The organism is Streptomyces sp. NPDC059866 (assembly GCF_042731325.1).
Classification (GTDB): Bacteria; Actinomycetota; Actinomycetes; order Streptomycetales; family Streptomycetaceae; genus Streptomyces; species Streptomyces flavusporus.
On the sequence record NZ_JBHWJT010000040.1, the window covers coordinates 22507 to 46916 of the forward strand.

The 24410-nt window shown below is 68.7% G+C and carries 26 protein-coding genes and 3 pseudogenes; 13 read left to right on the forward strand and 16 right to left on the reverse strand.

Going from position 1 to position 24410, the window contains the following annotated elements; translation table 11 throughout:
* The first annotated feature begins 32 nt into the window (after positions 1–32).
* The gene (locus ACFV7R_RS39425; RefSeq protein WP_385273165.1) at positions 33–359 is read left to right on the forward strand and encodes a transposase; all 327 of its coding nucleotides are present in this window, start codon (positions 33–35) and stop codon (positions 357–359) included.
* Here ACFV7R_RS39425 and ACFV7R_RS39430 read toward each other — a convergent pair.
* Positions 297–1532: an IS110 family transposase gene (locus tag ACFV7R_RS39430; RefSeq protein WP_385273168.1), complete on the reverse strand. Its 1236-nt coding sequence runs from the start codon at positions 1530–1532 to the stop codon at positions 297–299. The two genes, ACFV7R_RS39425 and ACFV7R_RS39430, sit on opposite strands and share 63 nt — an antisense overlap.
* Before the next feature lie 454 nt (positions 1533–1986).
* Here ACFV7R_RS39430 and ACFV7R_RS39435 point away from each other — a divergent pair, with 454 nt between their 5' ends.
* Positions 1987–2871, forward strand: a complete 885-nt coding sequence (locus ACFV7R_RS39435) for an IS3 family transposase (protein ID WP_385273171.1) — start codon at positions 1987–1989, stop codon at positions 2869–2871.
* 407 nt (positions 2872–3278) lie between these two features.
* A complete protein-coding gene (locus ACFV7R_RS39440; RefSeq protein WP_385273174.1) occupies positions 3279–3485 on the forward strand; it encodes a hypothetical protein in 207 nt (68 codons plus the stop codon).
* A gap of 235 nt (positions 3486–3720) precedes the next feature.
* Here the strand turns inward: ACFV7R_RS39440 and ACFV7R_RS39445 are convergent, their stop codons facing one another.
* The gene (locus tag ACFV7R_RS39445; RefSeq protein WP_385273256.1) at positions 3721–5805 is read right to left on the reverse strand and encodes a SpoIIE family protein phosphatase; all 2085 of its coding nucleotides are present in this window, start codon (positions 5803–5805) and stop codon (positions 3721–3723) included.
* Between the two features lie 105 nt (positions 5806–5910).
* Positions 5911–6012 (reverse strand): annotated as a pseudogene (locus tag ACFV7R_RS39450) (PAS domain-containing protein); the annotation flags it as partial.
* Between the two features lie 574 nt (positions 6013–6586).
* On the opposite strand from ACFV7R_RS39450, the gene ACFV7R_RS39455 reads away from it, so the two are divergent.
* Positions 6587–6775: a hypothetical protein gene (locus tag ACFV7R_RS39455; RefSeq protein ID WP_385273177.1), complete on the forward strand. Its 189-nt coding sequence runs from the start codon at positions 6587–6589 to the stop codon at positions 6773–6775.
* An 845-nt stretch (positions 6776–7620) separates the two neighbouring features.
* On the opposite strand, the gene ACFV7R_RS39460 is transcribed toward ACFV7R_RS39455, so the two are convergent.
* From ACFV7R_RS39460 to ACFV7R_RS39480, 5 genes are all read right to left on the reverse strand, one after another.
* A complete protein-coding gene (locus ACFV7R_RS39460; RefSeq protein ID WP_385273180.1) occupies positions 7621–8199 on the reverse strand; it encodes a TetR/AcrR family transcriptional regulator in 579 nt (192 codons plus the stop codon).
* A gap of 544 nt (positions 8200–8743) precedes the next feature.
* Positions 8744–9064 carry an SsgA family sporulation/cell division regulator gene (locus ACFV7R_RS39465; protein WP_385273183.1) on the reverse strand — a complete coding sequence of 107 codons (321 nt, stop codon included), beginning with the start codon at positions 9062–9064 and terminating at the stop codon, positions 8744–8746.
* A 130-nt stretch (positions 9065–9194) separates the two neighbouring features.
* Entirely contained in the window at positions 9195–9611 is a 417-nt protein-coding gene (locus tag ACFV7R_RS39470; protein WP_385273186.1) for a hypothetical protein, read from the reverse strand.
* A 177-nt stretch (positions 9612–9788) separates the two neighbouring features.
* Entirely contained in the window at positions 9789–11222 is a 1434-nt protein-coding gene (locus ACFV7R_RS39475; protein ID WP_385273189.1) for a dihydrolipoyl dehydrogenase family protein, read from the reverse strand.
* Positions 11223–11571: 349 nt separating this feature from the next.
* Complete coding sequence (locus ACFV7R_RS39480) at positions 11572–12042, reverse strand: VOC family protein (protein ID WP_385273192.1); 471 nt, start codon at positions 12040–12042, stop codon at positions 11572–11574.
* Between the two features lie 226 nt (positions 12043–12268).
* On the opposite strand from ACFV7R_RS39480, the pseudogene ACFV7R_RS39485 reads away from it, so the two are divergent.
* From ACFV7R_RS39485 to ACFV7R_RS39495, 3 genes and pseudogenes are all read left to right on the forward strand, one after another.
* Positions 12269–12394, forward strand: a pseudogene (locus ACFV7R_RS39485) (TetR family transcriptional regulator); the annotation flags it as partial.
* Positions 12395–12818: 424 nt separating this feature from the next.
* Positions 12819–13151, forward strand: coding sequence for a DUF4158 domain-containing protein (locus ACFV7R_RS39490; RefSeq protein WP_385273195.1), 333 nt, complete (start codon positions 12819–12821; stop codon positions 13149–13151).
* Positions 13152–13375: 224 nt separating this feature from the next.
* A complete protein-coding gene (locus ACFV7R_RS39495) occupies positions 13376–13528 on the forward strand; it encodes a hypothetical protein (RefSeq protein WP_385273198.1) in 153 nt (50 codons plus the stop codon).
* On the opposite strand, the pseudogene ACFV7R_RS39500 reads toward ACFV7R_RS39495, so the two are convergent.
* Positions 13527–13894, reverse strand: a pseudogene (locus ACFV7R_RS39500) (TetR/AcrR family transcriptional regulator); the annotation flags it as partial. The gene ACFV7R_RS39495 and the pseudogene ACFV7R_RS39500 overlap by 2 nt on opposite strands.
* Before the next feature lie 126 nt (positions 13895–14020).
* On the opposite strand from ACFV7R_RS39500, the gene ACFV7R_RS39505 reads away from it, so the two are divergent.
* The 3 genes from ACFV7R_RS39505 to ACFV7R_RS39515 all read left to right on the forward strand — a co-directional run bounded on the left by ACFV7R_RS39505 (position 14021) and on the right by ACFV7R_RS39515 (position 16481).
* Positions 14021–15019 (forward strand): NADP-dependent oxidoreductase, encoded by a 999-nt coding sequence (locus ACFV7R_RS39505; protein ID WP_385273259.1) that lies wholly within the window; start codon positions 14021–14023, stop codon positions 15017–15019.
* 221 nt (positions 15020–15240) lie between these two features.
* A complete protein-coding gene (locus ACFV7R_RS39510) occupies positions 15241–15573 on the forward strand; it encodes a transposase (RefSeq protein ID WP_385273201.1) in 333 nt (110 codons plus the stop codon).
* Positions 15561–16481: an IS3 family transposase gene (locus ACFV7R_RS39515; RefSeq protein WP_385273204.1), complete on the forward strand. Its 921-nt coding sequence runs from the start codon at positions 15561–15563 to the stop codon at positions 16479–16481. The genes ACFV7R_RS39510 and ACFV7R_RS39515 overlap by 13 nt, the downstream gene beginning before the upstream one ends.
* A 144-nt stretch (positions 16482–16625) precedes the next feature.
* Here the strand turns inward: ACFV7R_RS39515 and ACFV7R_RS39520 are convergent, their stop codons facing one another.
* The 7 genes from ACFV7R_RS39520 to ACFV7R_RS39550 form a co-directional block, all read right to left on the reverse strand.
* Positions 16626–17450, reverse strand: a complete 825-nt coding sequence (locus tag ACFV7R_RS39520; protein ID WP_385273207.1) for a phosphotransferase — start codon at positions 17448–17450, stop codon at positions 16626–16628.
* Positions 17431–18339: an aldo/keto reductase gene (locus ACFV7R_RS39525; protein ID WP_385273210.1), complete on the reverse strand. Its 909-nt coding sequence runs from the start codon at positions 18337–18339 to the stop codon at positions 17431–17433. Before ACFV7R_RS39525 ends, ACFV7R_RS39520 begins: the two co-directional genes overlap by 20 nt.
* Entirely contained in the window at positions 18336–19529 is a 1194-nt protein-coding gene (locus ACFV7R_RS39530; protein ID WP_385273212.1) for a cupin domain-containing protein, read from the reverse strand. Before ACFV7R_RS39530 ends, ACFV7R_RS39525 begins: the two co-directional genes overlap by 4 nt.
* A 16-nt stretch (positions 19530–19545) precedes the next feature.
* Entirely contained in the window at positions 19546–19692 is a 147-nt protein-coding gene (locus ACFV7R_RS39535; RefSeq protein WP_385273215.1) for a hypothetical protein, read from the reverse strand.
* A gap of 174 nt (positions 19693–19866) precedes the next feature.
* Positions 19867–19989 carry a hypothetical protein gene (locus ACFV7R_RS39540; RefSeq protein ID WP_385273218.1) on the reverse strand — a complete coding sequence of 41 codons (123 nt, stop codon included), beginning with the start codon at positions 19987–19989 and terminating at the stop codon, positions 19867–19869.
* Positions 19986–20222 (reverse strand): hypothetical protein, encoded by a 237-nt coding sequence (locus tag ACFV7R_RS39545; protein WP_385273220.1) that lies wholly within the window; start codon positions 20220–20222, stop codon positions 19986–19988. Before ACFV7R_RS39545 ends, ACFV7R_RS39540 begins: the two co-directional genes overlap by 4 nt.
* The gene (locus ACFV7R_RS39550; RefSeq protein ID WP_385273262.1) at positions 20219–20743 is read right to left on the reverse strand and encodes an ATP-binding protein; all 525 of its coding nucleotides are present in this window, start codon (positions 20741–20743) and stop codon (positions 20219–20221) included. Before ACFV7R_RS39550 ends, ACFV7R_RS39545 begins: the two co-directional genes overlap by 4 nt.
* Before the next feature lie 232 nt (positions 20744–20975).
* Between ACFV7R_RS39550 and ACFV7R_RS39555 the strand changes: the two genes are divergently transcribed.
* The 3 genes from ACFV7R_RS39555 to ACFV7R_RS39565 all read left to right on the forward strand — a co-directional run bounded on the left by ACFV7R_RS39555 (position 20976) and on the right by ACFV7R_RS39565 (position 24409).
* A complete protein-coding gene (locus ACFV7R_RS39555) occupies positions 20976–22229 on the forward strand; it encodes an XRE family transcriptional regulator (protein WP_385273223.1) in 1254 nt (417 codons plus the stop codon).
* On the forward strand, positions 22226–22753 hold the full coding sequence (locus ACFV7R_RS39560; RefSeq protein WP_385273226.1) for a GNAT family N-acetyltransferase: 528 nt from the start codon (positions 22226–22228) through the stop codon (positions 22751–22753). Before ACFV7R_RS39555 ends, ACFV7R_RS39560 begins: the two co-directional genes overlap by 4 nt.
* Before the next feature lie 147 nt (positions 22754–22900).
* A complete protein-coding gene (locus ACFV7R_RS39565; RefSeq protein WP_385273265.1) occupies positions 22901–24409 on the forward strand; it encodes an ISL3 family transposase in 1509 nt (502 codons plus the stop codon).
* Position 24410 lies beyond the last annotated feature (1 nt).

Consider the following 24410-nt stretch of genomic DNA (forward strand, 5'->3'; position numbering starts at 1 on the left):
TACGATCCTGGCGAAGGAGATCCACCAGCACCATGGCAGCACCCCGTAAATACCCGGACGAGCTCCGCGAGCGCGCGATCCGTGAGGTCCGGGCCACCGGCCGACCCGTCGCGCATGTCGCGCGGGATCTCGGCATCCATCCCGAAGCCCTGCGCGGCTGGGTCCGCCAGGCCGAGACCGATGCCGGCGACCGGGACGACCGGCTGACCACCGCCGAGCAGGACGAGCTCAGGCAACTCCGCAAAGAAGTAGCGGAGTTGAGGCGGGCGAACGAGACATCCCATGCGCCGTTGGCGTCAAGCGGCCTGGGTGTCAGGGACGGTTGTCGGGTTCGGGAAGGCTATTGTCTCGCTGTATAGCTGTCGGGTCGTCAGGCAATGGTGAAGGCATCCGATCAGCCGGTTGAAAAGGTTGCGCTGGGCTGCGATGTGGCGGTCTCCGGCTTCGCGTCGCCGGTCGTAGTGGGCGCGAGCGCCCGGTGAGGCGGTCAGGGCGGAGAAGGCCCATGAGTAGCCGGCAGCCGCCAGGCGCTGGTTCTTGACGCGGCGGTGTATGACGAACGTGGACTTCCCGGAGGCGCGGGTGACCGGGGCGCTTCCGGCGTATGCCTTGAGCGCGCGGGCGTCAGCGAAGCGGGACCGGTCGTCGCCGATCTCTCCGAGTACGCGGGCTGCGGTCAGCTTCCCGAGACCGGGAAAGCTGGTGAGGATCTCGGCGTCGGGGTGCTGGTCGAGGCTGTCGACTGCTGCGGTCTCCAGGTCGGCGCAGGAGGTGCAGGCGGCGTCGAGCTGCCGCAGCAGGGCGAGGGCCTGGCGGCCCATCGCGTCTTCGACCAGCGGCGGCTGGTGCAGGTAGTCGGCCCGGAGGATCGCCTTGAGACGCTGAGCCTCGGCATTGATGCCGCGGGTCCGGCCGGCCCGTTTGAGCATGCTTCGCAGCTGGGCGGCGGTCAGGCGCGCGGCTTGCGCGGGGGTGGGAGCGGCGGCCAGCAGGGCTCGGGCTGCGGGTGCGCAGATGCCCTCGCGGGTGCCGGCGAACGCGGCGAGGAGAGCGGGATAGTACTCGCGCAGGTGGGAGCGCAGCTTGTTGGCGGCCTGAACGCGGTCCCAGACGGCGTCCTGCTGGGCGCGGGCGAGTACCGCGACGGCGCGGGCCAGATCGGAGTCGGCAGGCAGTGGCCGGTGGGTGGCCATGTCGGTGCGCAAGATGTTGGCCAGGGTCATCGCGTCGAGGTGGTCGGACTTCTTGCGAGCGACCGAGTGCCGCTCGCGGTAGCGGGCCACGGCCATCGGGTTGATGGCGTAGACGGGGCGGCCGGTGGCGCGCAGGCAAGAGACCAGCAGCCCGCGGGAGGTCTCGATCGCGACCGGGATGGGGTCTTCGGGGGTGTCGCCGTGTTCGGCGAGCAGAGCCAGAAGCTGGTTGAGGCCCTCGACGTCGTCGGTGATGCGGAGCTTGGCGGCCAGGCTGCCGTGGTCGGTCACCAGGGCGATGTCGTGGTGGTCTTCCGCCCAGTCGATGCCGCAGAACACTGTGCCTCCTTCATCGGTCGCGCGTGATGGCTGGCCAGGGCCGGTGCAGGGCACGCGGGCGCTCTAATGGAAGGGCTCAAGGCCCGGCATCCCATTGGCCGTTCGTGACCCCAGCGACCGCCGGGGTCCTCGGTCTGGGACGGAGCTCACGGCTCGCGTCGGGGCGAGAGGTGTCTCCCGGCGGCGGCTCGGACCACGGACCATCCTCGGGCAGCAGAGTGGCCTGTGGGGCGGGATTGACAGGCCACCGGTCTCGTTCGAAGGCTCGGGCCTGATCCTGAAATGGGTATGCCGTCACCCGCCCCACGTCTTCCCGTGCCGCCCCGCTGGATGGTGCAGCACGATCGGGCCGGACGAGGCGCGGTGCCCCGCCCTTCACCGCCCATTAGATCCTCAAGGCCGCGTCGGTGTTTTTTGCCCAGGAGATCGACCGTCCCCGGACGAGGCCGAGCAGGTGATCGACCATCTGCGCGAGAAGGGCCTTGGGGTCGATCCCGTCTGCCGGGTGCTGGAGTTGTCGCCGTCGACGTACTTCGCCCGCAAGAAGCGGCCGAAGTCGGCCCGCCAGCTCCGCGACGAACAGCTCATGCCTCTGATCGAGTCGGTCCACGCCGAGTCGGGCGGCACCTATGGAGCCCGCCGGATCACCCGTGCCCTCAAGCGCAAGGGGGTGGACGTCGCCCGCTGCACCGTCGAGCGCCTGATGGCCGAGCTGGGCCTGGAGGGTGTCATCCGCGGACAGCGGCGCCGCACCACGATCTGCGAACCGTCGGCGCCGAGGCCGCCGGACCTGGTCGACCGGGACTTCACAGCCTCCCGCCCGGACGAGCTCTGGGTCGCCGACATGACCTATGTGAGGACGTGGTCGGGCTGGGCATACGTGGCGTTCGTCCTGGACGTGTACTCGCGGATGATCGTCGGCTGGCAGGTCGCGAACCATATGAGGACTGAACTGCCCCTGGACGCACTGGAGATGGCTCTGTGGAGACGCCGGATCAAGGCAGGCTCCGGCCTCATTCATCACAGCGACCGGGGGTCTCAATACGTGTCAATTCGATATACCGACCGGCTCGCTGGCATCGGCGCCTCCGCGTCGGTCGGCTCCGTGGCCGACTCGTACGATAACGCGATGGCCGAGGCGCTGAACGGCACCTTCAAAGCCGAGCTGATCGAGATGCAAGGGCCGTGGCGGGACGTCGACCAGGTCGAGCGGGCGATCTTCCAGTGGGTCACCTGGTACAACGAAGAACGCCTGCACTCCGCACTCGACTACGTACCGCCCGCCGAGTACGACCGCGACTGGTGGCGACAACAGGAAGCCACCCCGCAGTCCGCCTGAAACGAGACCGCCGGACTCTACGAAACTCGGGGCAGCTCAGTGTTCAGGTTGGTTGGCTGGGTGGGGGCTGGTTGGGTTGCCGTCGTGTGGTGTTCGGGGGTTGGTGGATGGGGTCTGCTGGCTTCTGTTGTGGCGGTGACGTGGCGTTTTTTCAGGTTGGGTGAGTTGTCCAGGTGTGTGCGGGTGTTCTGGGTTTTTGTTCAGGTGTAGTGGCCGTTCTATAGGCGGCCGGGTCCGGGGTGTTGGGGCTTGGTGTGGGTGTGGAGCCAAGCCCAGAGCAGGTCGTTGGGTGGGGGTGCGAGGCGGTCCAGGCCGAGGATCGTTGTCGGGGCCGCCGTCGGTGCGGTCCCAGCCGTAGCGGCGCTCTGCTCGGCGAGCGTGACCTCAGAGGTGCGCGTCCGGTGTTGGTGAGGGTGAGGTCCTGGCTCGCCCTGCCGCCCAGCGCGGTCTTCAGCGACAGCTTGCCGGGCGTGACCTTCAACTGCCCGGCCTGCAGCGCGGGGTGGTGGGCCGACACGGTGTCGGAGACGGTGACGTCGGCTTCGGCCGTCGCGTACCGCGGGGCGGTCGTGGTGACGGTGTGGCGGCCCGTCTTCGGGCTGTACAGCCAGTAGAAGCCGTCGGCCAGGTTCCGGTCGTCGGGGGTGGCCGAGCTGACCGCGGTGGCGTAGGGGTTGGTGATCTGGGCGGAGCCATCGGTGACGGTGGCGCCGTTGACGGGCTAGAACCGTGGGGCTACCTCCGCCAGACCTTTCCGAAGCTGGGTATCAGCTCGCGTGGCACGCTGCGGGACGCATGGGGTCGCCACAACGCCGCGCATGCTGCCAGGGCAGTCGCACGCGAGGGTGCTCAGCTTGTTTTCATTGACCCAGTTGACTGTTCCGCCCAGACGATTTTGCCTTCAGAGGCGGTGTATCGGGTGCCCCATTGTTTGGCGAGGCTCGCGATGATGAAGAGCCCTCGGCCCGACTCGTCGATGGTGCGGGCGTGCTTGACGTGCGGAGCGGCGGGCGCGGCGTCGCTGACCTCGCAGGTCAGCATCTGGTCCAGGATGAGGCGCAGTTGCAGGGGAGGAGCGCCGTAGCGGGTCGCGTTGCCGACGAGTTCGCTGACGACGAGTTCGTTGGTGAACGCCGTTTCGTCGTCCAGGCCCCAGACCTCGAGCTGTCGGCGGGCGGCTCTGCGGGCGATCGGTGCGGCTTCGGGGCCCGCCGACAGGCCGCAGGTCATCACCCGCTCAGCGGGCAGCATCCTGGTGCGGGCGAGCAGCAGCAGGGTCTCGCCCGTGCGGCCGCGCCGCGTATAGGCATGCGCGATGCCGTCGCGCACGCCGGAAAGGGGGCTGTCGCCGACGTCGTCCAGGAGGGGACGCAGCACACCTGTGGGCGCCATGACCTCCTCCGCCAGGGCAGTCGTACCCATCGCGAGCGTGCTTCCCTCGGACAGGGAGACGGTGGTCGCAGGGAAGGGAGCGGTGTCCACGGCGGCCAGCGGTGGCCCGGGAGGGACGGGGAGGGTGGACGAGGTGCCGTCCGGGAGGATCAGGACGGGTTCCGGCAGTCCGGCACGGGCGATGGTGCAGGTGAGCTCGACCGGGTCGTAGATCGCGATGGCGCAGTCGGCGGTGAGCGGCTCATGGATCAGGGGGTCCATGGGCGGCAGCGCGGCGCGTCCAGCGAGGAGGCGGGCCGTGGTGTCGCTGAGTCGGGCCAGGAGCTCGTCGGGCTGCAGGTCCAGGGCGGCGAGCGTGTGGACGGCTGTCCTGAGCAGCCCCATCGTGATGGCTGCCGGGATGCCTTCTCCCGCCACGTCGCCGACGACGAGGGCGGTCCGCGCGCCGGGGAGCGCGATCGCGTCGGACCATGCGCCACCGCCTTCTTCGCCGGGAACGTGCAGGGAGGCGAGTTCCACGGTGGGCTGATCGGCCAGTTCGCCAGGAAGGATCCTGCGCTGGACCGTGGACATGGTGATCCACTCGCGCATGTACAGGCGTGCCCTGTCGACGCAGAGGGCCGCGTGGGCGCACACGGCCGACGCCACGGTGAGGTCGTCCTGGGCGAAGGGCTCTTGGGGGGTGTGGCGGTAGAAGCTGACCATGCCGAGGATCTCGTCGCCGATCGCCAGCGGTGCCACGATCAGGGAATGCACCGTGGATTTCTCGATGATGTCGGCCCTGGCCGGGTCGTCGGCCGGCCACGTGCCGCCGGTGTCGACCTGTACGAGGCGGGGCTGGAGGTCCGAGAGGACGTGTGAGAACGGGGTATCGGTCGGCAGCGGGTGCACGGCTCCGACCTGGGTCGCAGGCCGGAGCCCATGGATGGCCGCTTGGCGCAGCAGCACACCTGGTCCGACCGGCGCTGCGGGAGGGGCCTCGCCGCGGACCGCGCTGTCCACCAGCTCCACGGCCGCGGTGTCCGCGAAGGCAGGGACCACGGCCTGGGCCAGTTCTTGGCAGACATCGATGAGGCTGAGCCGGTGCCCCATCTGGGTGCGCACTTCTTCCAGCAGCGCGTGGGACCCTAGCGCTCGTTCCCGTTCGGTGACGTCGGCAGTCAATGTCACCAGTCCGCGCACTGTGCCGCTCAGGTCCTTGATGGGCAGGTAGGAGGCGGAGAGGACATGACGGCCGAGCTTGGCTGATCTCTCGGCACTCTGCACGAGCCGATTCACCAGCGGCTTTCCGGATTCCAGGACACCGCGCGCCGCCGCGGCCTCCTCCTTGGGGGCGGCGAAACCGCATACCTCGCTGAAGGGCGCGCCCGGCGAAGGCCCGGTCGGTGTGTCACGTAGTCGGCCTGCGGGGAGGCTCACGCGCACGACGTGCAATTGATCGTCGAAGACCCGGAGCGCCATGGGGGCACGCGTGACGAGCGTCCGCAAGACGGCTGCGTCCTGCACCGTCGCATCGTCCTCCGCCGCGAGTACTCGCCACACCAGAGAATGGTCCTGGAGTGCCGGCTTGATCAACAGTGCACCGGGGTCCGGACATCCTTCGCGGGGCTTTCCACTGTTGGTGCAGAGGCTGCGGACGAGCGCTTCCGCGGATCGGCCGACTGCCTCGGCGGCGGACCAACCGAACAGTTCCTCTGCTGAGTGCTCCCACCGGGTTATCCGGCCCTCCTCGTCGAGGAGGAGAAGCACGTTGTCGTTGGTTATGTGAAAGCACCTCCGCGCCGATCGCGGGGGCCTCCGGACACTCGCGAAGATCGACTGAATCCGCTTCTACCAGGGCTTTCACCTAACACTCTATCTGCCGGCCCTGCTCACGAGGGGAAGCGCCGGCAGGAGCCAGCCGTAGCAAGAAGCGCAGCGCGGTTCTGTCCGGTGGCCGGCATGGCGCCTGCCACCGCCGACGAGCGTGCAACGTTCTTTGCGAAGCTCGACTCATTCGAACAATACGGCACAGAAACACGGCGCTTCGCAGCATCTCTGCTTTCGGTCTGGCACTCCTCGACGGCTCAGAAGAAGGCCTGGCTCTTGGGTATCTGTCCGGGCCAGGGCCGGCGGCCCGTGGGATATGGGCGGTAGAACATGACCATCTGGGCGGTTCTTCAGAAATGCCAATCTTCGGGGTAGGTCGAATGAGGTAGCGATCGCGGCAATCGCAGGTAAGGCTGCCCCGGCCGTCACATTCGACCGCCCGGTACCGGAGCAGGTCGGCTTACAGGCCGATTCCGTTAAATGCGCAACTGTCTTGAAGTTCGGAGTGCTTTCAATGATGAAGAACATACGACGCAAGGCTGGAGTGGCCGCCACGGCGGGCATCGTGGCCATTGCCGGCCTGATGGTGACCGCCCCCAACGCCAGCGCGGCAGGAAACTGCTACTACTACGGCATGGCGGGCTATGCGCAAATCTTCACCGAGGTTAACTACAACGGAGACTGCTTCGAGTGGAGGATGTAATCAGGCACGGTTGCCCGATTACATGTACCGCAAGGCGAGTTCGGTGAGGAGCTGGCCTTTCTGCTACAACCAGCAGTATGGGCTGAACGACGACATCTGCGGCGGCGGGTGGCGTTTCTTTGCTGGCATGAATTACGAAAACTTGTATGAAGCCAGCGGCAGGGCTACCTCCGTACAGTAATCCGATGTGCTCGTCGGAGAAAATCAGTCACTGATATCAATCGTAGTCATTCAGCTGCAGATTTATGATCGACTTACGTCGATGCGGCCGAGGCTCCCGACAGCAGTCGGGAGCCTCGGCCGCATTTCAGGGCTGTCGGCGGAGGGCGGAACGCGATCCCCGCCTCATCCGAACGCCGCGGGATGTCAGTGGGGCCTCCCGCCCCTGTGTGCTTGGCCGGTACGGCGGAGGCCCGCGCCGCCTGCTCTGCCTGCGGGGCATGCGCACGCGCCGCTGGCCGGGCCGTGAGTCTTGCCACGGAACACCTGCTCACCCTCGACGGAAGGTGGATGTACGTCTCGTCGACCCTCGGTCCGAGGCGAGCGACCTGGCCTTTGTCGGCAAGTACCTGGACGATCGGGCACCAGGCATCATGGTTGCCCGTCTGCCCATTCACTGTTGACGGGAAGTCATGCTGGACAGGGTCGTCCCGGGAGAGCATGTGGGTGACGTCGTATCGGCCGGCGTGCCTGCACCTTCGTCGGCCGCTTCCCAGTGGTCGCGGTCCGCTCCCGGGTGTCGCGCGGCTCGACGCCGGCGACCTTGGCCGCCATGGCGAACTGGGCGCCGCTCCGCTCCTGCCGAGCGTGCGGGGCGAGTTCGCCGGTCCGTGTGCGGGACGATTTCAGCTGCTGCTCCCTTCGGCGTCGCTGTTCGCCGTGCTGGTCAGGAGCGCGCTGGCGACCACGTCGAAGATGTGGTCGGCGTGGGGCGCGAGCGAGCGCTGGTCGCCGAGCCAGGCGAGCGCTTCCACCAGCGCGAACAGATCGTCGCCGTCGATGTCGGTCCGTGCCAGGCCCGCGGCCTGGGCGCGGGCAAGGAGCCGGGCACCGGCCGCGCGCAGGGTGACGCACGAGGCGTGGAGTGCGGAGTCGGGGTCCGCGATGGCGGCCGCCATCAGCACGACCGCGCCCCGGTACTCGGTGGTCCAGCCGACGCAGTCGCGCAGCCACGACACGAGAGCATCGCCAGGCGAGTCGTCCGTCTCGAGGGCGTCCGCCTTGGCGGTCAGCTCGCCGAAGCTCGTGTGGAGCAGGGCATCGAGCAGCGCCTCGCGTGTCGAAAAGTGACGCAGCAGCGTGGCGAGACCGACATTGGCCCTGCGTGCGATGTCGCGCAGGGACACGTCGACACCCTGCTCGCTGATGGCGGCGCCCGCTACTGCGAGCAGGTGGTCGCGGTTCTTCCTGGCGTCGGCCCGCATCTGTCCCCTTGAGTATTCGGATCGATGGTCCATGTATTCGGGTCAGTGGTCCAATTACATGGATCACTGATCCGGATAAGAGTATCGTGCAGCGCGGGCAGGGGCGAGCCGCTCCCTACGGCCGTCACTACCGTCCGTGCTGATGCGTCAATCGACGCGGAGTGCGCCCTACGGCCGAGGTCCCTGTCGAGATGGGGACGGCCCCTCCAAGCACAGGCGAGGGTGCTTGCTCGCGGCGCGCCGGAGGATGGCCTTCTGGACAGTTCGTGGCGCGGGCGGCGGGCGGCGGGCGGCAAGGCGAGTGTCATCCGCAGACCCGGGATGAAGCTCATCGGCGACATCTCCTTCAGTGCCAACAACGAGCGCTGGCCTTACCCGGCAACCTGCCATCACGGGGCAACTTCAGGTGTGACACGAGGTCTCTGACGGCGGTCTGGACGTCTTCTCGTCAGGCTGTCCCGTGTAGCAGCCGGGACAGTTCGGCATTCAGGTCGATGCCGTCACCCTCCCGCCCGGACGGCGCCAGGTGGTAGGTGCGCTCCAACTACTGCGTCACCACTGAGAGGGAGGCTGTGAGGTGGGCGGCCCCGGGCGGAGGGGACAGCGCGAGATTCAGCACGGCATCCGGCCCTGTGCGGGTGGGCCAAAGTCGCACGTCCCCTTCTCCGCTCGGCCGGAGTATGCCCTGCGCCAGCAGATCGCGGTCGAACGCCCAGGTGACCGGTTCGTCGGTATCGGCGTAGAAGACGATGTGCACGGCATAGGGGTCGTGCGGTTCGTACAGGAGACGGGTCGGCACCTTCAGCCTCTGGTCCGGCGTGAGTGTGAGCTCGGTATAAAGAGATTGATCGATGCAACTGCTCATGATTCCAGCCGTAGGTTCACGGGCTGACGGGTGCACCGCTGCAGCCGGCAGTGGTGCGCCCGCACCCTCCGACGTCGGTGCCCGCGCGTGTCCGGGCATATGTGCAGGTACCTGTCCTGTGCTCCGGCGGTCAGCGGGAGAGGGGGGCGTTGGAGCCGTGTGCCTCGGCGCTCACGATGACCCGCTCATCGGCGTTCCGGCGGTGGAAGGGGTGGCCGTCGTAGGAGTGCCGCCGGCCGCCGTCGTTGTGGTGCCACTTGTTGCCGTTCCGCTCCCACTTGCGGTGGCTGTCGTAGGCGTACCGGTCGCTGGTGTCGCGGTCGATGCGACGGTTGCTGCTCTCGCGGTTGTGGTCGCTGTCATGGTCGTCTCCACGATTGTCGCCGTACTGGACGGCGATGCTGGAGGAGTGGGAGGCGGCCGCAGTGCGGTCGACGGCCGGGGTGGACGTCGCCGATGCGGTGCCGCCCACTGCCGGCAGGGTGGCTGCTGCGACAGCGAGAGTGGCGGCCATGGTGGTGGCCCGTCGTCCAAACGTGTGATTCATGATCATTTTCCTTGGTCTGCGCCCTCGGACAGAGGGTCTGGCTATGCCCCCAGAAGGTGATAGAGGGTCTGGCTATTGCCCCGAGAAGGCAGGGCGTCGGAGGTCCGCTTCTTGCCCGCGGATGGCCGGGTCGCCCGGCGCAGGCCAGGACCGCCCCGCATACCGGCGGGAGCATGCTCAGCCGCGGTGGGTCTCCAGCAGTCGCAGCCAGACTTCGCCGAGGGTGGGGAAGGCGGGGACGGCGTGCCAGAGCCGGTCGAGGGGGACTTCGCCGGCGACGGCGATGGTGGCGGAGTGGACGAGTTCTCCGACGCCGGGGCCGGCGAAGGTGACGCCGGCGACGGTGCCCCGGTCGGTGTCGATGAGCATGCGGGCCCGGCCGCGGTAGTCCTCGCCGTACTGGTGGGCGCCGGCGACGTGGGCGAGGTCGTAGTCGACCACCTTGATGCGGCGGCCGCTCTGTTCGATCTCGCGGCTGGTCAGGCCGACGGCGGCGACCTCGGGGGTGGTGAAGACGACCTGGGGGACGGCGGCCGTGTCGGCGGTGGCGACGTGCGCGCCCCAGGGGGCGTCGTCGATGGGCTCTCCCTTGGCGCGGGCGCCGATGACGGTGCCGGCGATCCGGGCCTGGTACTTGCCCTGATGCGTCATCAGGGCGCGGCGGTTGACGTCGCCGACGGCGTAGAGCCAGCCGCCGGCGACGCCGGTGACACGGAAGGTGTCGTCGACGGTCAGCCAGTCGCCGGGGGTGAGACCGACGCTCTCCAGGCCGACGTCGCGGGTCTGCGGGGCGCGGCCGGTCGCCAGCAGGATCTCGTCCGCGGCCAGCTGCCCGCCGTCGGACAGCGTGATCCGCACCTCGCCGTCCTCGCGGGCCAGGGAGGTGACGGTGGTGTGGAAGCGGATGTCGACACCTGCTTCGCGCAGTCCGTCAGTGACCAGTTCGCCGGCGAACGGTTCCATCCGCTCCAGGAGCCCGTTCTCGAGGACGAGCATGGTGACCTGGGAGCCGAGGGCCTGCCAGGCGGTGGCCATCTCGACGGCGACCACACCGCCGCCGACGACGGCGAGGCGGCCGGGCACCTTGTCGGCGCTGGTGGCCTCGCGGCTGGTCCAGGGGCGCACGGTGTCGTATCCGGGGATGGGGGGCAGGGCGGCGCGGGTGCCGGTGGAGACGGCGACGGCGTGCCGAGCGGTCAGGGCGATGGTGTCGCCCTCGGGGGTCTGCACGGCCACCTGCTTGGGGCCGGTGAGGCGGCCGTGGCCGCGGATGAGGTCGACGGAGACCGAATTCAGCCAGTCGACCTGGTCCTCGTCCTTCCAGTACGAGGACATCTTGTCGCGGTGTGCGAGGACCGCCTCGACGTCCAGCGGGCCGGCCACCGCCGGGTTGAGTCCGGGTATGCGGCTGGCGTCGGCACGTGCCACCACCGGCCGCAGCAGCGCCTTGCTTGGGTCGCAGGCCCAGAACGAGCATTCGCCGCCGATGAGTTCGCGCTCGATGATCACGGTGCTGAGTCCGGCGGTGCGGGCGCGTTCGGCCACGTTCTCGCCGACCGGCCCTGCGCCGATGACGATCACGTCGTAGGTGCGGGTCGTCTCGTTCCTCACTGCTGCGTTCCTCACTGCTGTGTTCCTCACTGCTGTGTTCCTCACTGTTTCGTTCCTCATTGCTTCCGTGGCCCGGTCGGACACTTCGGCGGCCGCGGCCCGTTGCCGGCCGCGTTCGCCGTTCCCTGCCGCCGGGGGCCCCGGCGGCAAAGCCGTCTCTCGGCGGCCGCTCGGCCGGCGTGGCCCCGTGGCAGCCGGACCGCCGGGCGGCGGAGAGCACCCACCCTTGCGCTCGCCCGGCGGTCCGGTGCCGGTCTTCGGTCCGGATGGCGAGAACCGCTGGGCCGGACCGGCTGCCGTCCGGGCCGGACGCGGCCCGTTGCAGCCCTTGGACGGTGGCTTGGGGGTGTCAGCGGCCGGGGAGGCGCTGTGTGATCTCCTGGAGCACCCAGCCGTTGCCGTCCGGGTCGCTGAAGGTGGCGTAGGAGCCGTAGGAGGCACGCTCGGGGTGCAGGCCGGCCCGCCGTTCCTGGCCGGGGCGGCGGTGGGTGACGTCGCCGCCCTCGTGGCCGTGGAAGAGGCCGCCTGCGTCGTGGAAGATCTCGCTGACCTTGATGCCGCGGCCGGTGAGCTCCGCGCGGGCCTCCTCGATGTCGGAGACGACGAGGTACAGGCCCTGCAGCGAGCCGGGTGCGATGGGGGTCATCCCCTCGCCGAAGATGATCGAGCACTCGGAGCCGGGCGGCGTGAAGTGCACCACCCGGACGTCCTCGTTGGCCGCGTAGTCGACGTCCAGGCGGAAGCCGGCCTTCTCGTAGAAGGCCTTGGCCCGGTCGGTGTCGGAGACGGGCAGCACGATCATTTCGAGCTTCAGATTCATGGGGGTGTCCTTGTTTCTTGATGTCGGTGGATTACGCCCAATGCGTCACCGGTTCAACAGGTGGTGATTGCAGCCGGGGCGCCTCGTTGCTCCCGGCTGCTGCGGCGGACGGCGTGACGGCCGAAAGGGGGCTCATCCGCGGCGGTCCGATCTGTTCCAATGGTCCATTTTTCCGGACCACTGATCCGAATATATGGACCACTGATCCGGAAGTCAAGAGGGGCAGATACGGGCCGACGCCAGGAGGAACCGCGACCGCCTGCTCGCCGTGGGCACCGCCATCGCCGAGCAGCGCGTCGACGTGTCACTGCGCGACATCGCGCGCAGGGCCGATGCCGGTTTGTTTGCGCTGGCAGCGGCGCTCGCTCGGCTCGGCGATCAACGCTCGCTCGCGCCATGCGCCGATCGCCTCTTCGAGGTTGTCGCGAGCGGGATTCTGACACCTGCAAGGAGCAGTTAGGCCCGACGAGGAACGTCGCCCTCGGGCCTGCAGATGAAACCGTCTCGCTTGCGGACCGGCGAACTCGGCAGGAGCGGTGCAAGGCCGAGTTCGCCAAGGCAGTCAAAGGCACCGTCATCGAGCCGCGCGCTCCCCGGGAGCGGACCGCGACCGCCGCGAAGCGGCTGACGACGGCGGCGCGCACGAACAGTTCGAGGCCCAGGGCATCTTGTTCGTTCCCTACTTCCCGCTGGCCTCGTCGTCCTCGTCCAGCTCGGGCGCGTCCGGATCACGCGTGTGAGTAGTTGAGGCACAGGAAGTGGCGCCAAGATTGAGCATGGTCGGTTACGACAGCAGCCTTCCCGGGTGGGGGAGCTTCCGGGAGTGGCGATCCAGATCTGCATCGTGCGGTACATCGGCACGCTCCTGGGGAGCGATTCGTCGGCGATGCCGTGGGGAGGTCGTGGGGTACCTGGCCGGCAGCTCGGGATCGAGGATTTCTCGTGCGGAAGAGTGCGCGGAGCGGCGGATGACGCCGTACAACCATGCGCAGGAGATCCGGGAGCGGTTCGGGTACCGGGATTGCGGCGACCGGAAGTGGTCGCGGGGTTTGCGGATCTTCCTGCACGGGCGGGCGTGGACGCACGTCGAGGGGCCAACCGCGCGGTGACGTGGCTGCGCCGGTACCGGTGCTGCTGCCGGGTGTCTCGGTGCTGGCCCGGCAGGTGTCGGAGGCCCGCACGGTGACCGAGCGGCGGCTGCACGAGGCGGTGGCCAGGGCTGCGCGGAGGGCGGGCCGGACACCGGCGTCGGCGCTGAGGGCACTGCTGGAGGTTCCGGAAGGCCGGCGGGTCTCGGAGCTGGAGCGGCTGCGGACGCCACCGACGAACGGGCATGGCGATGGCCCGTGCGATGAAGCGGGCGGAGGAGATCTCCGCGTTCGGGCTGGAGCGGGTGAATCTGTCGCCGGTGCCGGTGAACCGGCTGAACACGCTGGCGCGGTACGGACAGCTGAGCAAGGTCCAGACAATCGAACGGGCACCGTAGCCTCGGCGCGGAGCTGGGCGACGGTGCCGTGCAGTGTGACGCACGAAGCGTGGAGTGCGGACTCGGGGTCCTCGATGGCGGCTGCCATCGGCACGACCGCGCCCTGATGCTCGGTTGTCCACCCCGCGCGGTCGCGTCGTTGGGCGAGCCGGACGTTTCGAGGGCGCCTGCCTTGGCGGTCGGTTCGTCGAAGCTCGTGTGGAGCAGGGCATCGAGCAGCGTCGGGAAGTGACGCAGCAGCGTCGCGAGTCCGACATCGGCCCTGCGCGCGATGTCGCGCAGCGACATGTCGACGCCCTGCTCGGCGATGGCGGTGCCCGCTACGGCGAGCAGGTGGTCGCGGTTCCTCCTGGCGTCGGCCCGTATCTGCCCCCTCTTGACTTCCGGATCAGTGGTCCATATATTCGGATCAGTGGTCCGGAAAAATGGACCACTGATTCACTTAATTTACCCCGCGAGAGACGCAGGAAGAGCGCTGTGCCAAAACAGACCATGAAAGCGATCCGGCTGCACGAGTTCGGCGGCCCTGAGGTGCTGCGTCATGAGGAGGTGCCGGTTCCCGTGCCGGGGCCGGGTGAGGTGCTCGTGCGCGTGCACGCGATCGGCATCAACCCTCCTGACCGGTACGCGCGCGAGGGAATGCCCGACATACCCCCCGAGATCAGGCCCGAGTTCCATCTCCCCCTGATTCCGGGGACCGACGTCTCAGGCGTCGTGGAAGCGGTCGCCGCCGACGTCAACGGCTTCGCGGTCGGAGATGAGGTGATCGGCCTTCTGCGCTTCCCCACCGTTCTCCAGAGCAGCGCGTACGCCGAGTATGTCACCGCGCCAGCGTCCGACCTCGCCCGCAAGCTGGCTGGCATCGACCACGTGCACGCCGCCGCCCTTGTCATGTCGGGGTTGACGGCGTGGCAGTTCTTGATCGAGCTCGGGCACGATCATCCCTCGCCGTTCCAAGAGGCCCAGCACTGCCCGATGGCACTCGACAGCGAGAGCACGGTGCTCATCAACGGCGCTGCCGGTGGCGTGGGGCACCTCGCTCTCCAGCTGGCCAAGTGGAAGGGGGCCCGCGTCATCGCCGTGGCCTCCGGCGCCCACGAGACGTTCCTGCGCGAGCTCGGCGCCGACGAGTTCATCGACTACACCAAGGAGCGGCCCGAGGAGGTCGTCCGTGACGTCGACCTGGTCCTGGACACCGTCGGAGGTCCCAACAGCAGACGCTTCCTGCGCACCCTCAAGCGCGGCGGGTCCCTCTACCCGGTGTACTTCGGCCAGTTCGACGACGAGGAGAACGCGGAGCTGGGTGTCACGGTCACGGCCGTGTCGGTCCGCTCGAGCGGCGCGCAGCTCGCCGAACTGGAGAGCTTGGTCGACGCGGGGAAGATTCGCGTCGCGATCGACAGCACGTTCCCGCTCGCGGATGCCCGGGCGGCACACGAGCGCATCGCCCGGGGGCACATCCGGGGCAAGATCGTGCTCACGGTCGCTTAGGAACGAGCCGTCTCACGACGCGTCCGACGGTCGTCCTCAGGGCGCTGGTGGCCTTCGGGACGCCGACGCGGAGACCTTGGGGCGCGTCTGGCGATCAGGTGGTCGCGATGCTCGCTGCGGCGAACCGAGCGGATCCGTTCGGTCGGCTCGGTTCGCCGCAGGAGATCGCTGAGGTTCCCCTCCTACTGTGGAGACCGTGACCGGAGGGATAGTTGGGGGTCATGGCATCCAGGAAGCGCATCTACGACGCTGAGTTCCGCGAGGGAGCGGTACGGATCGTGACGGAGACCGGGAAGCCCATTCCGGAGGTGGCTGAGGATCTGGGCATCCACCCGGGGACGTTGCACAGCTGGGTGTCGCGGGCGCGGCGCGACGGGTCGCCGTCGTCGGACCGGCCGGTGGCCGATCCGTCGCCCGGCGGTCGTGTGCGGGAGAGCGAGCGCGCTGAGCTGGAGCGGCTGCGGGCCGAGGCCAGGGAGAAGGACAAGCGCATCCGCGAGCTGGAGATGGAGCGTGATGTGTGCAAGCGATTCGTGGCCTTGTGGGTGAAGTAGCTGAGGCGGACCCGGCCGTCGCGGTCGGGGTGATCAGCAGCTGCAAGGCCGGGCAGAAGATTCCGCACCGCACCGCCTGCCGGGCGCTGGGGGTGTCCGAGTCGTGGTTCTACAAGTGGCGGGATCGTCCGCCGACAGCGCGTGAGGCGCGCCGGCAGCAGCCGGCCGAGGAGATCGAGGAGATCTTCCACGGCTCGGGCGGCACCTACGGCTCGCCGAAGGTGTTCATCGAGCTGGCGCGCAGAGGCTGGCGAGTATCGGTGAACACGGTCGCGAAGGTCATGGCCGAACTCGGGCTGGCCGGACGGAAGGTGCGCCGCCGCCGGTCGCTGACGAGGCCGGGCAAGCGGCCGGCCGCCCCGGACTTCGTGCGCCGGGACTTCACCGCCGAGGAACCCGATCTCGTCTGGGCGGGCGATCTCACCGAGATCGAAACCGGCGAGGGCAAGCTGTACTTGGCGACGGTCATCGACCTGTTCTCCCGCCGCCTGCTCGGCTACGCGATGGCCGAGCGGCACGACGCCGACCTGGTCGTCGCGTCCCTGAACATGGCCGCGGCCACCCGCGGCGGCGACGTGCGCGGCGTGATCATGCACACGGACAGGGGCAGCGAGTACTGCTCGCGGCGGTTCAGGCGGGCCTGCCGAAAGCTCGGCATGGTCCAGTCCATGGGCAGAGTCGGATCTTGCTTCGACAACGCCGTGAGCGAGGCGTTCAACAGCGTCCTCAAAGTCGAGTACGTACACCGCCACACCTTCCGTACCCGCACCGAGGCACGCATCAAGATCGCCACCTGGATCACCGACTTCTACAACACCAGGCGGCTACACAGCGTGTGCGGGTTCAAGAGCCCGATCGACTACGAACATGACTACCGAGCCACCCTCGCCGAGGGACTGGCCGCATAGATCGTCTCCACGCTGCGAGGGGATTGACACCGGCGCGTGGCGCGGATGTGTGCAGACGCCTACCAGGTACAGGCTGAGCCTGCCGGAGGGCGTCAGGAAGATGCATCGATGACCAGTGACAAGGTGACTGAGCCGAGCGCGGATTCATGTCAGGTCTGCTGCGAGGGCGCGCAATGCGGGGGCGAGTTCGGGGTGGTCCCCGCGCGAGGCCGACTGCAGTAGTTCGGTGATGACGATGATCTGTGCAACGCGTCCGGGCTCTGTCTTGAGCACGGGAAAGCTGTCGCGGACGCGATGGGCGAATTGAGGGACGAGGAGGGAGTACGCGAGCAGCATGGCGGCGTCGTATCCGGCCGGTGCGATGCCGAAGCCTTCCCAGTCGAGGAGGTAGGGGGTGGCGGTGGTGAGGTTGGCGGTGTGCAGGTCGCCGTGGGCCGTCGCCCAGTCCGTGATCCGAGGCCCGGGCATGCCGAGGAAGCGCGGGACGGTGCGGTCCACCCATTCCTGCCGCACGGCCACCCGGTCGGTGGGGACGCTGCTGACGTGCTCCAGGTCGGTGCGCAGCGACTCCCACCACGCGGCCGGGGGGTTGAGGTCCGTATGCAGGACGGGGCTGGGGGAGGCGACGGGTTCGGCGATGTATTGGTGCAGCTCGGCCTGGTACGTGTAGCCGTCGCTGCTCGAGGCCGTGGTGTCGTGCAGCAGCGGTTTGTGGATGCGTCCGTCGAACAGGGCAGCGGCCTGGCGGTTGCCCTCCCAGATCTTTCCCGCCGCTTTGTCTGCGGGCGCGCCGAGGAGCCTCAGCCAACAGGCGCCCAGGTCGGCATGCTGGACGCGGCTGCTGAGGGTGCGGCCGTGCCAGCCCCAGACTTGCGGGCCGGTGATCGTGGCGCCCAGCGTCTTTGCGGACCGTGCGAAGGCCCGGCGCATGCGCTGCTGGTCGGTGGGGTCAGTGGGGGGCGAGTACATCCAGCACCTTTCGCAGCGTAGGGACCGGGGTGGCCGGGCGCCGCAGAGCCTCTTGGGCTTGGGCCCAGTGTGCCGGGGTGGAGGCGGAGAGCAGAATCCGCGTCACCCCGGGGCAGGAGGCTGCCGCGAGCAGGCATGCCTGGGCGGTGGTGAGTTCGGGGTTCAGCAGGGCGGTGAGTTCGCGGGTGGCCAGGTGGGGCAGTTCGCCGCCGAACAGGGGTGCCGAGGCGTACACCTGCCACCGGAGGTCGGCTGCCTGAGCGATGGGGCCCTCTCCGTCCAGGGCTTGGGCGAAGGCGGCTGCGGTGACGAGGGATACGGGCAGTTGGATGGCCCGCAGGTGGTGCTGCTGGGTGCCGGCGGCCTCGACGGCCAGCTGGTGCAGGGCGGGAACACTCAGGGCTCCAGTTTCGAAGCCGTCCCAGGTAGCAACGCCGTAGGCGGTCAGGGTTCCGGCTGCCGCTTCTGCTTCGAGGGCGATGAAGGCGGCGCGCAGGGCTTCGTACGGGTCGCCGTCGGTGTGCTCGGGGTTGTGGATGAAGACGAGGTCCAGGCGGTCGCGGCCGAGTTCGATGCGGTTGCGGGCGCACTGCCAGTGGACATACGGGGTGCTCAGGCAGTGCCCGCGTTCCGCCTCATCGCGGGTGAGGGCACCGTCGAAGGCGGCGTCCTTGGCGGCCTGGTGGGTCAGGAAACCGACCTTGGTGGAGACCGGGACCGGGCGCCGGGCGAGAGCGGGGGCGAGCAGTGGCTGGGCCTGTCCGTTGAGGTAGTTGGGCGCGGTGTCGATCCATGCGGTGGCGGGGTCGGCAGCCGCGCGGACGACGGCGGCGTTCAGTGCGGAGCGGTGGATGCGGTAGGTGCCCAGCCCCAGGGCTGCCGTCGTCATCGCTCGCTCCCTTCCACCGTGATCGCTTGACCGTCCATCAGCTCGGAGACGACGGCCGCCGCATCCGCGACGGAGATGTGTGCTGCCGCAGCCAGCTCTCCGAGCGACACCGCGCTGCGCGCGGCGGACATCAGGCACTGCAGCAGCGGCCGGGCCTCTGCGGCCATCTCCCACTCGTTGTCGCAGGCCCGGAACACCACTCCGGCCCCGTCGGCTGCAGACTCCAGGCGGGCGCGTGCGGTGGTCAGCCTGACACGCACCGCCGGGTCCGCGGGAACGCCGGTGAGGTGGGGCAGGCTCGGCCGCAGGCGGGTGAGGTCGATACCGTCGCGCATCGCCGTGTACCGGCCGATGAGGTCTGGATCTTCCAGCGCGGCGGTGACTTCCTTGCGCAGCCGGTCCAGGTAGGCGGCCTGCTGCGCCGCCGGCGCGTGCACGGGCAGGTCCTCGCGCAGCACGTCGTGGCGGCGCAGGTCGTCGGCGAGCCAGGACAGCAGCTGGGCGCCGGTGGCGGTCTGGATGCCGAAGGTGAGGTGCAGAGAATGCTCGCCCTCGGAGGCGGCCACCGAGTGCCACCAACCGCGCGGGAGATACAGCACGTCCCCGGGGCGCAGGACCACTTCCGCGACCGGCTCTTCCGGCGGCGGCTGGGGCTCGTCGGTGTCCTTGTACATGGGGGCGGTGCGGGTGGGACCGTACAGCTTCCAGCGCTTGGCGCCGTCGATCTGGATGACGACCACGTCGTGGTCGTCCCAGTGCACGCCGAAGCCCTCACGGGCAGTCCACGACGCGTACAGGTTGGCCTGCACACCCGTGCGCAGCCACCGCTCCAGCTCCATCGCGGCGCGGCCGACGGGCGGGTGAAGTTCGTCGACGGCGTCGATGACCAGGGAGGCGCCCTCGGCGAGCCGGGCGTGCAGCTCGGCGGGGTGCAGGCGCTGCCAGACGGTATGCCGGCGGGTCGTGACTGGGGCGGTGTAGCGGTGGGCGGGCAGCATCTCGCCGTCCGCGGACAGGCGGAAGCGGGGCGGCTCCAGGCGGTGGGTGGCCAGGATGGTGTTGACGTCGTCCCAGCAGATCAGCTGGCTCGGGTCCGAGAGGGCGGCGGGGACGTGGCGGTGGTGGCGATGGAACACCTGGGCCAGGAACTCGTCCTGGCCCAGGTGAGCCGCCAGATTCAGCGGCGACAACGCGTCTCCTCCCTAATCAGTCGTTGCCGTCGGTGCGGCCGGTGCTGCCGCCGTCGGACGGAGTGACGCCCCGCTCGCGGGCGGCCTGGATCCGGCGGCGTGCCTTGATCAGTCCGGCCTGGGCCGGCCCGGTCGTGGGAGTGGTGGCGGTGTTGTTCGGCATTGCTCCTCCTGAGGTCGGTGGACGAAGGGGCCTTGCGGACCCGCTCCGGACGGCGCTCGACCTGTCCAAGGCGTGCGGTTGATCCGCCCGGAGCGAGGCTTGCGACCCGCCCCTGCCGGGGCTTCTCGGGGTGGGGGAACCTCTCGATCGGCTGCGTCCGGCAGGGGCGGGGACTCAAGGGGCGGCCGGGGCAGTGGCGACGGCGACGCCAATGACGAAGCCGCAGGAGGCGGAGATCAGCACGATCAGCAGCGGGCCCGTGTACCGCGCCAGCCAGCTCACGATGCGGCCGATCACGGTTGCCACCACGCGCGCCACGGCCGGGTGATGATCTCGCGGTAGGTGTGGTGCGACGGGTTGCGGCCGCCGTGCTCGAACACCCAGTTCTGCGGTTCGGCGAAATCGGTGCTGGCTGGCGAGCTCTCGCCGCAGACCGAGCACTGCATCGCGTAGGTGGTGGGCTCGGCGTCCGGCTCCCGGTCGGGCTGGAGGGTCCACTCCTTGTGGCACACCACTGCTCGTGTAGTCACCGGCCCGCCTCCTCGCGTTCAGTGCGTCGGGTGGGAATGCCCACAGCGCTGGTGGGGTGGTCCGCCGTAGTGGACGCCGGATGGCCGGCAGCGGTGGGCGAAGACGGGTCTGCAGTCGGCAGATGCAGCTCCGCCCAGGTGGTCTTGCTGTGGGGGTGCCGGTCGTATCCCCATTGCGAGCTGAGCGCGTCGACGAGCATCAGGCCACGACCTCGTTCACCGGTGCTGCCAGCCGGGGAGAGTGAGGGCGTTGCTGCAGAAGTGTCGGCGACGGATACCCGGACCCGGTGCCTTCGAAGGCGCTTGATCATCACCCGTGCTGTGCGGCAGGGCGTGTGGTCGATCGTGTTCGTCAGCAGTTCCGACACGATCAACTCCGCGTCGCTGGCCAGTGCGTTCATGTCCCACGCGCTGAGGGCGCTGGCCACGAGGCGTCTGGCGCGCTGTACTGACTCAGGCTCGCACGGCAGCAGCGCGGTGTAGCCGGGCACGCCGCTGCCGTGGGGTGTTGCGGCGGTCATGGTCAAGGTCGTCCCTCCGGCGTGGGGCGCCCGGCCCTGACGGGGCACAGGGCCGGGCTCTCCTCTGTACGCCGCACCGGTCGTCGGCTGAGCGGCTGAGGACCAGTCAACGGGCTGACTGAGGCCTGCAACAGGAAGCCTCCCGGCTTCGCGCATCGCACCGACCGGAAAACTTTGCGTTCTCCCTACCTGGCATCGGGCAATGCAGTGACAACAGAGCTACGGTCGGTGCATGGGAGCGAACCGCATCCTTCAGAGCCGGATGAGGGAACTCGGCCTTACACAGGAAGAGTTAGCCGATCAGCTCAACAAGGCGCTGCTTGGGATCACTGGGCGACCGGGGGACATCTCGTCCAGAACCGTCCGTAACTTGCTGAACGGGACGAGCAGCCGGCCAATCGGCCGTACCTGCGCTGCACTTGAGCGTGTGTTCGGCTGCCCGGTGCAGGAATTAGGGTTCAGCGCACCAAGATCTATGCAGCACCCTCCGGAGGACCCCGTGCGGCGTCGCGACTTCATCGCATCAACCACCGGAACGGCGGCCGCTGCAGCTCCCATCGTCAGGCAGCGACGATCAGTCGGCATGTCCGACGTGGCACGCGTGGTTGCTGGCATGAATAAACTCGTCGAGGCGGACGACCGCCAGGGCGGGCACACGACCCTTGCAACCGCCGCGCTCAAAGGCCGCGCCGAGGTACTGGAACTTCAACAGCGCAATGCCAGCGAGCGCGTGCGCCGCGCTCTGTACGCCCTCGCAGCCGAGTACACCACCATCGCCGCCTGGTCATGCATCGACCTACGCGACCTCGATACAGCCCAGAAATACCTCCACGAGTCAACGACGTTCGCCGGCCTGTCCCAGGACCCACCCACGGGAATGCGGGTATGGGTCAACATGGCCATGCTCGCCTACCAGCGCAGGAGCTGGCCCGAACAGCTCGCGGCAGCACAGGCGGCTGAAGCATCCGTGGCCGCCCGCCGAGACCCGTTTTTCGGCTCCATGGGCCGCATGCGCGTCGCTCTCGCCCACGCAACTCTGGGAGACAGTAGGGCGGCACAGCGGTCACTTGGTGCAGCGCAGGACACTCTCCGCAAGGCAGCCGAAGACAAGCGCCCCCGTTGGACAGCCTTCTACGGGGCGGCCGAGCTCAACCATCTCGCGGCCATCATCCTCAACCACAACGGGCAGTTCGCCCATGCCGAGGCGATGGCGCATCGGGCCTTGGCCGCGATGCCACCGGACTTCCGCCGCAACCGCGCCCTGACCACGTGCCAGCTCGCCCTTGCCCAACTCCGCCAAGGCGAGCCTGAGCAGGCGACAGACACAGCCTCCAGCGTGTTCGCCATCATGGACGGCGCCCCACTACCTGGACGGATGCGCACCCTGATCGGAGACTTCCACCGAGACCTCTTCCGATTGGCGCCGTCCACGGCCTACGCCCGAGACTGGGCAGACCGTATGCGAGATGAATGGAGTCGAGCGTGACCAGCGTGCTGAACCTGCGGCATTACCGCCATGGAAGCCTCCCGGACGACTTCAAGCAGATGCTGATCGAAGTGCACGCCGACGCCTACGCCGACGCCATGGACCTGGAGTTCAACCAACGTTTCCCCTGGTTCGTCGACCACTGGTCAGGCATGGAGGGCTTCACCTGCGTCGTGGCATTCGACGGTGAAGAGCCGACCGGATTCGCCTACGGCGCCCCGCTTCAACCGGGCAGGGAATGGTGGCGCTCGACCGACTACGAACCGAGCAACAGCTACACCTCCACCTACGCAGTCTCAGAAGTCATGGTCCGCCCGCGGTGGCGGAAGCAAGGCATCTCCGAGCGGCTGCACGAAGCGCTACTCAAGGAGCGCACCGAAGACCTCGCGGTGCTCCTGGTCGACGTGACCCACCCCAAGGTGCAGGAACTCTACGAGTCGTGGGGCTACGCCAAGGCGGGGGAGCAGCGACCGTTCGCCGACTCCCCGCTGTACGCCGTTATGGTGAAAGATCTGCGGGTCTGAAGCACAGGCCGCGAAACCGTCCTGATCAGCCTGGAGCTCCTTGTGGGGACTGTCAGAAAGATGGCTCTGGCCCGTAGTCGGTGGTGACGTCGAGTAGCCATCCGTGATCATGATCTTGTGATGGACGTCAACTCCCTTGTGATGACAGTGTTTTCCGGGCTGTCGGCGCTGGTCGTCGAGGACGTGGCGGACGGCGGTGACGCGGTGGTGGTCACGGCCCGCACCCGGGAGGACGCGGTGCCGTGTCCGGTGTGCGGGACGCCAACGGCGAAGGTGCACGGGTACCACGGCCGGACGGTGACGGACGTGCCGGTCGACGGCCGCCAAGTCGTCGTGCGCCTGTGCATACGGAGGCTGGTCTGCCCGGTCCTGGCCTGTCGGCGGCAGACCTTCCGCGAGCAGATTCCCGGATTGCTGGAACGCCATCAGCGCCGCGCCGTGCGGCTTGCCGGGCAGATATCCCAGGTGGCGCGGGAGTTATGCGGCCGGGCGGCCGCCCGCCTCGCCGGCTGGCTGGCCGTGCCCGTTTCACGCAGCACCGCGCTGCGCCATCTGAGGCGCCTGCCGCTGCCGCAACAGGCGGTCCCGCGGGTAATAGGCGTGGACGATTTCGCCCTGCGCCGCCGCCACCGCTACGCCACGATTATCACGGATGCTGAGACCGGCAGACGCGTCGCGGTCCTGCCCGACCGCGAGGCTATGACGTTGGAGTCCTGGCTGCGCGACCATCCTGGTGTCGAGGTCGTGTGCCGGGACGGCTCGGCCACGTACGCCGAGGCCGTCCGCCGTGCCCTGCCCGACGCGTTGCAGGTCAGCGACCGATGGCACCTCTGGCACAACCTGTGCGACAAAGTCCTGCTCGAGGTCCGTGCCCACGCCGCCTGCTGGGCCACCGCTGTGAACCCCGCCCGGCCCGGCGGCTTACGCGAGCAGACCACCCGCGAACGCTGGAACAAAATCCACGATCTCCTCGGCCAGGGCGTCGGCCTACTCGACTGCTCCCGCCGCCTCGGCCTGGCCCTGAACACTGTCAAACGCTACGCCCGCATGCCCGAACCTCAGGCCCTGCGCATCGCCCCCGCCTACCGGCCGACCCTCGTCGACCCCTATCGCGACCATCTACGCGCCCGCCGTGCGGCCAACCCCGCAGTCCCCGTCGCCCAACTGCTGCGGGAGATCCGAGAACGGGGCTACACCGGCAGCGCCAACCTGTTGGTTCGCTACCTCAACCAGGGTCGCGCCGAAGGCGACCGCCCCGTTACCACCCCGCGCCACGCCAGCCGCCTCCTACTCACCAACCCCGAGAATCTGCGCCCGAAGGAAACGACCCTGCTGGAGAAGGTCGCCGCGGCCTGCCCGGAGATGACCGCACTCGCCGATCTCGTACGCGACTTCGCCGCCCTGCTGAAACCGGCCGAGGGCAACGACGTGAAACTCACCGAGTGGATCACGGCCGCCCGCGCCGTCGACCTGCCCCACCTGCGCAGCCTCACCAACGGACTCGAAATCGACCGGTCCGCCGTGGATGCCGGCCTCACCTTGCCCTACCACAACGGCCGCACCGAAGGCGTCAACACCCGCACCAAGAGGATCATGAGACAGATGCACGGACGCGCCGGATTCGACCTCCTCCGTCACCGCATCCTCCTGCCCTGAC